The 6,000-nt window shown below is 45.3% G+C and carries 6 protein-coding genes and 1 tRNA gene; 3 read left to right on the forward strand and 4 right to left on the reverse strand.

Annotated features, from left to right (window positions below):
- Nucleotides 1-308 precede the first annotated feature (308 nt).
- Nucleotides 309-842, forward strand: coding sequence for a bifunctional pyr operon transcriptional regulator/uracil phosphoribosyltransferase PyrR (gene pyrR, locus QT994_RS08845; protein ID WP_333048579.1), 534 nt, complete (start codon nt 309-311; stop codon nt 840-842).
- 90 nt (nt 843-932) lie between these two features.
- On the opposite strand, the gene QT994_RS08850 is transcribed toward pyrR, so the two are convergent.
- Both QT994_RS08850 and QT994_RS08855 read right to left on the reverse strand, forming a co-directional pair.
- Nucleotides 933-1,205 carry a hypothetical protein gene (locus QT994_RS08850; RefSeq protein WP_333048580.1) on the reverse strand — a complete coding sequence of 91 codons (273 nt, stop codon included), beginning with the start codon at nt 1,203-1,205 and terminating at the stop codon, nt 933-935.
- Between the two features lie 55 nt (nt 1,206-1,260).
- Nucleotides 1,261-1,333: transfer RNA gene (locus QT994_RS08855), tRNA-Ile, on the reverse strand.
- 184 nt (nt 1,334-1,517) lie between these two features.
- Here QT994_RS08855 and QT994_RS08860 point away from each other — a divergent pair.
- Both QT994_RS08860 and QT994_RS08865 read left to right on the forward strand, forming a co-directional pair.
- A complete protein-coding gene (locus tag QT994_RS08860) occupies nt 1,518-2,207 on the forward strand; it encodes a hypothetical protein (RefSeq protein WP_333173511.1) in 690 nt (229 codons plus the stop codon).
- 116 nt (nt 2,208-2,323) lie between these two features.
- Nucleotides 2,324-3,754 (forward strand): hemolysin family protein, encoded by a 1,431-nt coding sequence (locus QT994_RS08865; protein ID WP_333173527.1) that lies wholly within the window; start codon nt 2,324-2,326, stop codon nt 3,752-3,754.
- A gap of 88 nt (nt 3,755-3,842) precedes the next feature.
- Here QT994_RS08865 and QT994_RS08870 read toward each other — a convergent pair whose 3' ends face one another.
- Nucleotides 3,843-4,934, reverse strand: coding sequence for a DUF6745 domain-containing protein (locus QT994_RS08870; RefSeq protein WP_333173513.1), 1,092 nt, complete (start codon nt 4,932-4,934; stop codon nt 3,843-3,845).
- 88 nt (nt 4,935-5,022) lie between these two features.
- Entirely contained in the window at nt 5,023-5,697 is a 675-nt protein-coding gene (gene queC / locus QT994_RS08875) for a 7-cyano-7-deazaguanine synthase QueC (protein ID WP_333173516.1), read from the reverse strand.
- Nucleotides 5,698-6,000: the final 303 nt, after the last annotated feature.

Here is a 6,000-nt window from a genome sequence, read left to right on the forward strand (position 1 = left end):
AAAAAAAGTTTTGACGTTAGTAGTTACCACCCCCAGATTCATCTATCAAGTCAATCTAAAATCTCAAAGCTCAAATCCCAAATCGTTCCACTCCCAGATTCATAGACGAGCAATTGCACAAATCTTTGATTGATACATAAACCGCAGATAATGGCAGATAAACACAGAGAAACGCAGATAATTGGCGATGGAGAGCGAATGAATGCAAGATGTCTCATTTGTCAAGTCAGTCTAAAATCTAAAATCTAAAATCTAAAATCTAAAATTGTTCGATCCGCCAACAGCCAACAATTAGCTCGCAGCAAACAATGACTAAAATTATCCAAATTTTATCCCCTGATGAAGTGAGGCGCAGTCTCACCCGCGTCGCTTCCCAGATTGTCGAAAAATCAGGGAATCCCTCGGAGTTAGTGCTGTTGGGCATTCATAGTAGAGGAGTGCCTTTAGCTCAAATTTTGGCAGATCAAATTGAAGTCCTCGAACAAGTCAAAGTACCCGTGGGCGCTTTGGATATTACTTTTTACCGAGATGACTTGGATCGAGTTGCGATGCGGACACCGGCTAAAACAGAAATTCCTTTCGATTTGACGGGCAAAACCGTGGTGTTGGTAGATGATGTTATCTATAAAGGCAGAACGAGTCGAGCGGCTTTGAATGCGGTAAACGATTATGGGCGGCCGGAGAAAATTTGGTTGGCGGTATTAGTCGATCGCGGTCACCGAGAAGTACCGATTCAGCCGGATTTTACAGGTAAAAAGTTGCCGACTGCAAAGGAAGAACAAGTTAAGGTTTACGTTCAAGAGCTCGACGGGCGCGACGGAGTGGAGTTAATTAAGGGTTGATACGATTTGAGATGGGGCAAAACAGACCAAAAGCATCCAGGATACAAGCCCCCGAATTTATCCGTGGGGTAAATGCTTCAATTCTTTAATCTAAAATCTAAAATCGATTGACTGTTCGACTAAATTAGTATATTTGGGGCGCGCTAGGAGCAACGCCCTACAAAAAGATTGAGAGTCTGGGACGCACGGGTGGCAATCCACCGGGTTGTTTGGCAGCAATACTTCGTTGCCGCCAGCAGAAACGGTAAAAAAAGCCGCTTTATCATCAAAGTCGCAGCGGGCAGAAACCGGATTTTTAGTGTCGTTACCGATTTTTGGCAAAATAAACCAGGTTTCTACAAGAATATTGGCTTGAGCAACCAAGTATCTACGAAGAAACGGGGTTGTTCGCGCGCGGAGCGTCGTAAGTTATTAATAATCGGCAGTGCAGGAGTTGAACCTGCCTGGGGCGAATTATGAGTTCGCTGCCTAAACCGCTCGGCCAACTGCCGTTAAATCGATTTGTTCGACCTAACTGAAAATGAAGTATAACATAATTTCCCAGTCCGTGCTAGAACTAGAGAACAAAAATCAAAATCTTTAGATCTGCTGAGTTCCGATCGCCTATTAGCCAATGTGCTGGAGCCGATCGACCGGACAAAGCAGTTTCTACGACTCGGCATAAACTTATAGGCAATGGCAGTGAATTCGACAGTAGTGCTGACTCTAATTCTGCTCGCTCTGATGTTTGGAGCAGGCGTGACGAGTTCTGTTTGGGGATTTACTATAGGTCGCGAAGCCTTGAAAGGAACGACTCAACCCGATGTTCGCCCCAGCAACAATGCTGGCAGCGGCAAGCCTGGAACGACGGCTAGCAAAGACCAAGTGAGCATTTTGAAAGAAAAAGACATTATCACAACCGTCAAAGCACGGGTAGAAGGTCGCGATCCAGAAAAAACGGCCGGGGCAAATACTAAAACAGAGAAGGCCAGCTCTAAACCAGCCGCGGCCAAAAAACCGGCTGCACAAAATGCCAGCGCCAAGTTTCCCCTGAACAGTCGCGACGGGGGAATAACCCTGGAAGTGAGCGCGGCCAGTCAGCGCAACAATTCTATGCTGCTAGACGTGAGCATGAAAAATGAAGGCTCCCAAGCTGTGAGGTTTCTCTACAGTTTCTTGAACGTCACTGACGATCGTGGCCGGGCCCTGAGCGCGACTGCCGAGGATTTGCCGTCGGAACTCCCCCCCAACGGGCAGGTGTTTTACGGTACGGTGAGTATTCCCACAGCTTTGCTGGAAAATGCTAAGGAAGTTTCGCTGACGCTGACAGATTATCCAGGTCAAAAACTTCAGTTGCAAATATCTGGCATTCCAGTGGCGAAGTAAAATAAAAGAAGACCAAACGTGCAGACGGATTCTCAGGTTTGATCGAGAAAGTTTTTTTAGGGAGCATTGTGTCACTTTTAGGGGCGAGAGTGCAGGAGATATCTGATTTACCCGCGATGAGTTTGACAGAGGTGCTGTCGCGGTTGCTGTCAGTGCTGTTGCTGATTGCGATTAATGCTTTTTTTGTGGCGGCTGAGTTTTCGATGGTGACGGTACGCCGATCGCGCATCAATCAGTTAGTGGAAGCTGGCGACGTTGCAGCTTTAACGGTGCAATCTTTGCAGCAAAGTATTGAGCGATTGCTCTCGACAATGCAGTTAGGAATCACTCTTTCTAGTTTAGCTCTCGGCTGGATTGGGGAAAGTACGATCGCCGTGCTAGTCCGAATGTCGATCGGCTATTTGCCACTGCCAATTTACATCAAGTCGGCGATCGCCCATTCTTTTAGCATACCAATAGTAACTTTTTTGTTGCTAGCTTACCTGCAAATCGTACTGGGCGAACTCTTTCCCAAATCTGTAGCGTTGCTGTATTCCGAACAGCTAGCCAGAACTTTAGGGCCTCCGAGTTTATTGATTTCCCGTTTGTTCAAGCCCTTTGTGTCGTTTCTCAATCAATCTACGCGATCGCTCTTGCGGTTTGCGGGCATCGAATACGATCTAAGGCACCGGCCGGTTACTCCCGAAGAATTGCAATTAATTATAGCTACTTCCAGCGAATCCAGCGGCTTGGAAGCAGAAAAGCGAGAATTGCTCAACAACGTGTTTGAATTTGGCGAAGTTTGGGTAGAAGAAGTAATGGTGCCGAGGCCTAGCATTGTCGCACTTCCCAAGACGGCAACCTTTCAAACTTTGCTCGACGAAATGGCGATTTCTAACCATTCCCTTTATCCCGTGACGGGAGATTCTTTAGACGACATTCTCGGCATTATTGGCTTCAAACAACTTGCGAAACCCCTAGCTGAAGGTTTGCTATCTCCCGACACTCCAATTTTAAATTGGATGGGTTCGGTGAGGTTTGTGCCGGAGATGATGCTGCTGGGGGAACTGCTGCCTTTGATGCAGAGTTCGTCGGAAGAAATTGCGATCGTAGTTGATGAATTTGGCGGCATTTCCGGGTTAGTTACACTGCGGGATTTGATTGCGGAAATTATCGGCCGCAGCTACGAGTCGCCCGACAGTAAAGAAATTGCTTTGCAAGTATTGGACGATCGCACTTATTTAGTGCAAGCGCAGTTAAATTTAGATGATGTGAATCAAATATTGAATTTGGATCTGCCAGTAACCGATGAATACCAAACTATTGGAGGTTTTTTAAGTTATCAGTTGCAAAGAATGCCGGCGGTTGGGGAAGTTTGGCGCGGAGAAAATGTGGAACTTACGGTTGTTTCTGGAGCCGGGCCGCGGTTGGATCAACTTCAAATTCATTTGTTGTCAGGGGCTGCGGGCGATCGAGCTTTGAGTGCAGTTGCAGCAGCGGATGAGGAAGTTGGGGCAAAAGGGCGAAAGAATAGCGGGTTGAGTAGTGTGGTAAAATTTTCTAGTTGAGATTTTGATTTAAAGGCAGAGTAGCGAGATTAAGGACAAAGTGTAGAGAGTGAATGAGTCAACATACTTGATTAATCTTTATAATAACTTAAGTTTGGAGGGAAAACTCTTCTGGGTCGATTCCCCAATTTACCCAACTAATCGCCTCTCTTGCGGATGTAATTTCAGGGGGAACTCGCAGTGCATGAATGTATCTGGTGCTGGGACAAGTCATTTTCAATAAGTGCATATGCTTTTCCTCTTCATAACCCCATTCACTCTCAAAAATCTCGACTATATCAATTTTGAGTAACGTGTATTCTTGCCAAGAGTCTAATTCAGTTGCTTGCAACTCTTGACAAATTCTATCGTAACCAATCCCTTGAATTAAAACTCGTTTTACTTCGGCATTTTTCTCAGATAAAAGCCAATCTGCACGCCATTGAGAAGGATGCAGTTTTCCGTAGAACTCCGGCACTCTCACTCCATTAACTGCATACACTTTGAAGCCATCTTTAAACAGAACAGCGGGAGAACCTAAAGCGTGCAGTCGTTGTTGATTGTCGAAGGAAAGAACTGTAGGACGATCGCAGATAAAGCAAACCCTTTTAAACGGAACTATCCAGCCGCAATACTTGGCTAAAGACTGATATATAGACCATTTTTTTTTATTGTAAGGGGCATTTAAAACCGAAATATAAAAGTCAAACAAAGTGCCTAAATAAGCTAAGCATTTTAATGGAGAATAGGTAGTATGCTGGTATGCTAGTTGACTTTCTAATTGACGCATCAGTTGCATTGTTAATTCCTGTATCTCTGGATTTAGCAATTGACGATCCAAGGTTCTAACCAATTGACTTTTCAGGTGATGCTTCCCTAGCAGCGTGGTAAGTTGTCTGCCCAGTTGCGAATCCAGTTGCCCCTTCGGTTCGCACCACGGATCGTTCCAATGGTCGTGCCACGGGTCGTTCCAAAACAAACTTTCCATTTGGCTAAAAGTAGGGTGAAACGACGCATAAGGACTATCAGAAAAAAGAATGAGAGGTGGTTTTTTACCTAACAATGCGTAGGCTGCTGTTACCGCTTCTGTGGCTTTTTGCCGATCGATTGGTTCGGTAGAAAGTGCGATCGCGTTCCATTTCTCCCGATATAATGGAATCAAAGCTTCTTGTTCAGGAGTGAGCCGATCGATTGCATTCATAAGAAACGGGGTTTTTTGTCGCTTCTGCCATCTGTAATTTATTATCGCAAAAAAACCCGGTTTTTGACCACCCGTGCGTAAGTAATGTTTAAGCGTAAGGCACAGGATCTTTCAACCCCAATTCCTCAAAAGCCGCCAGCCGCAACCGACAAGAATCACAAACACCGCACGCAGTTTCGCCGCCTGCATAGCAAGACCAAGTTTGCTCCCAAGGTACTCCCAACTTGTTGCCCACTTGAAGAATTTCGGTTTTTTTAAGTTCAATTAAAGGTGTTACAATATTAATAGCTTCTCCTTCTCTTCCCTGCTTGGTTCCTAACCGAAATACTTCCTGCATGGCTTGGATGTAATCGAGGCGACAGTCGGGATAGCCGGAATAATCTAAAGCGTTGACACCGATGTAAATTCGCTGAGCTTCTAGAGTTTCTGCGTAGGCAAGGGCAAAGCTGAGAAAGATTGTATTTCTAGCTGGAACGTAGGTAATGGGGATGTTTTGAGACATTTCTGCAAGATTGCGGTCGATCGGCAATTCCATCTCATCATCCGTCAAAGCCGAACCGCCCCACAGTGTGAGGTCAAAGTTGACGATCTGATGTGCCTTAACACCGGCAGAAAGTGCGATCGCCCTTGCTGATTCCAACTCCCGCCGATGTCTTTGCTTATAGTCAAAGGAAATAGCGTAACACTCGCAGCCGTCGGCCTTGGCTTGATACAAAACCGTTGAGGAATCCAGCCCTCCCGACAATAAAATAACTGCTTTCACTTAAAACATCCTCACTCAAATCAGTTTTATCTTTATATCAAATCTCTTGTCAATTGACAAGAGATCAATTATCAATGGTTGGTGAAAGAGATTTTTTTTGAACGAACCGCGAAGACGCGAAGGACGCGTTCGGCGAAGCCGTTCCCGAAGGGTAGGAAGAGAAGAGAAGAGAAAGAGTTCACAGTTGATGTGGGGAGCGTGTCACTTTTGCGCTAAGTATAAATATTTAATAAGAGGAAAATAGTGGCTTTGAGCCATTGTTGAGCAAAATAGGCGAGAATAATAGTGTCTTATTAATGGCGA

The organism is Microcoleus sp. S13_B4 (assembly GCF_036700885.1).
Lineage (GTDB): Bacteria > Cyanobacteriota > Cyanobacteriia > Cyanobacteriales > Microcoleaceae > Microcoleus.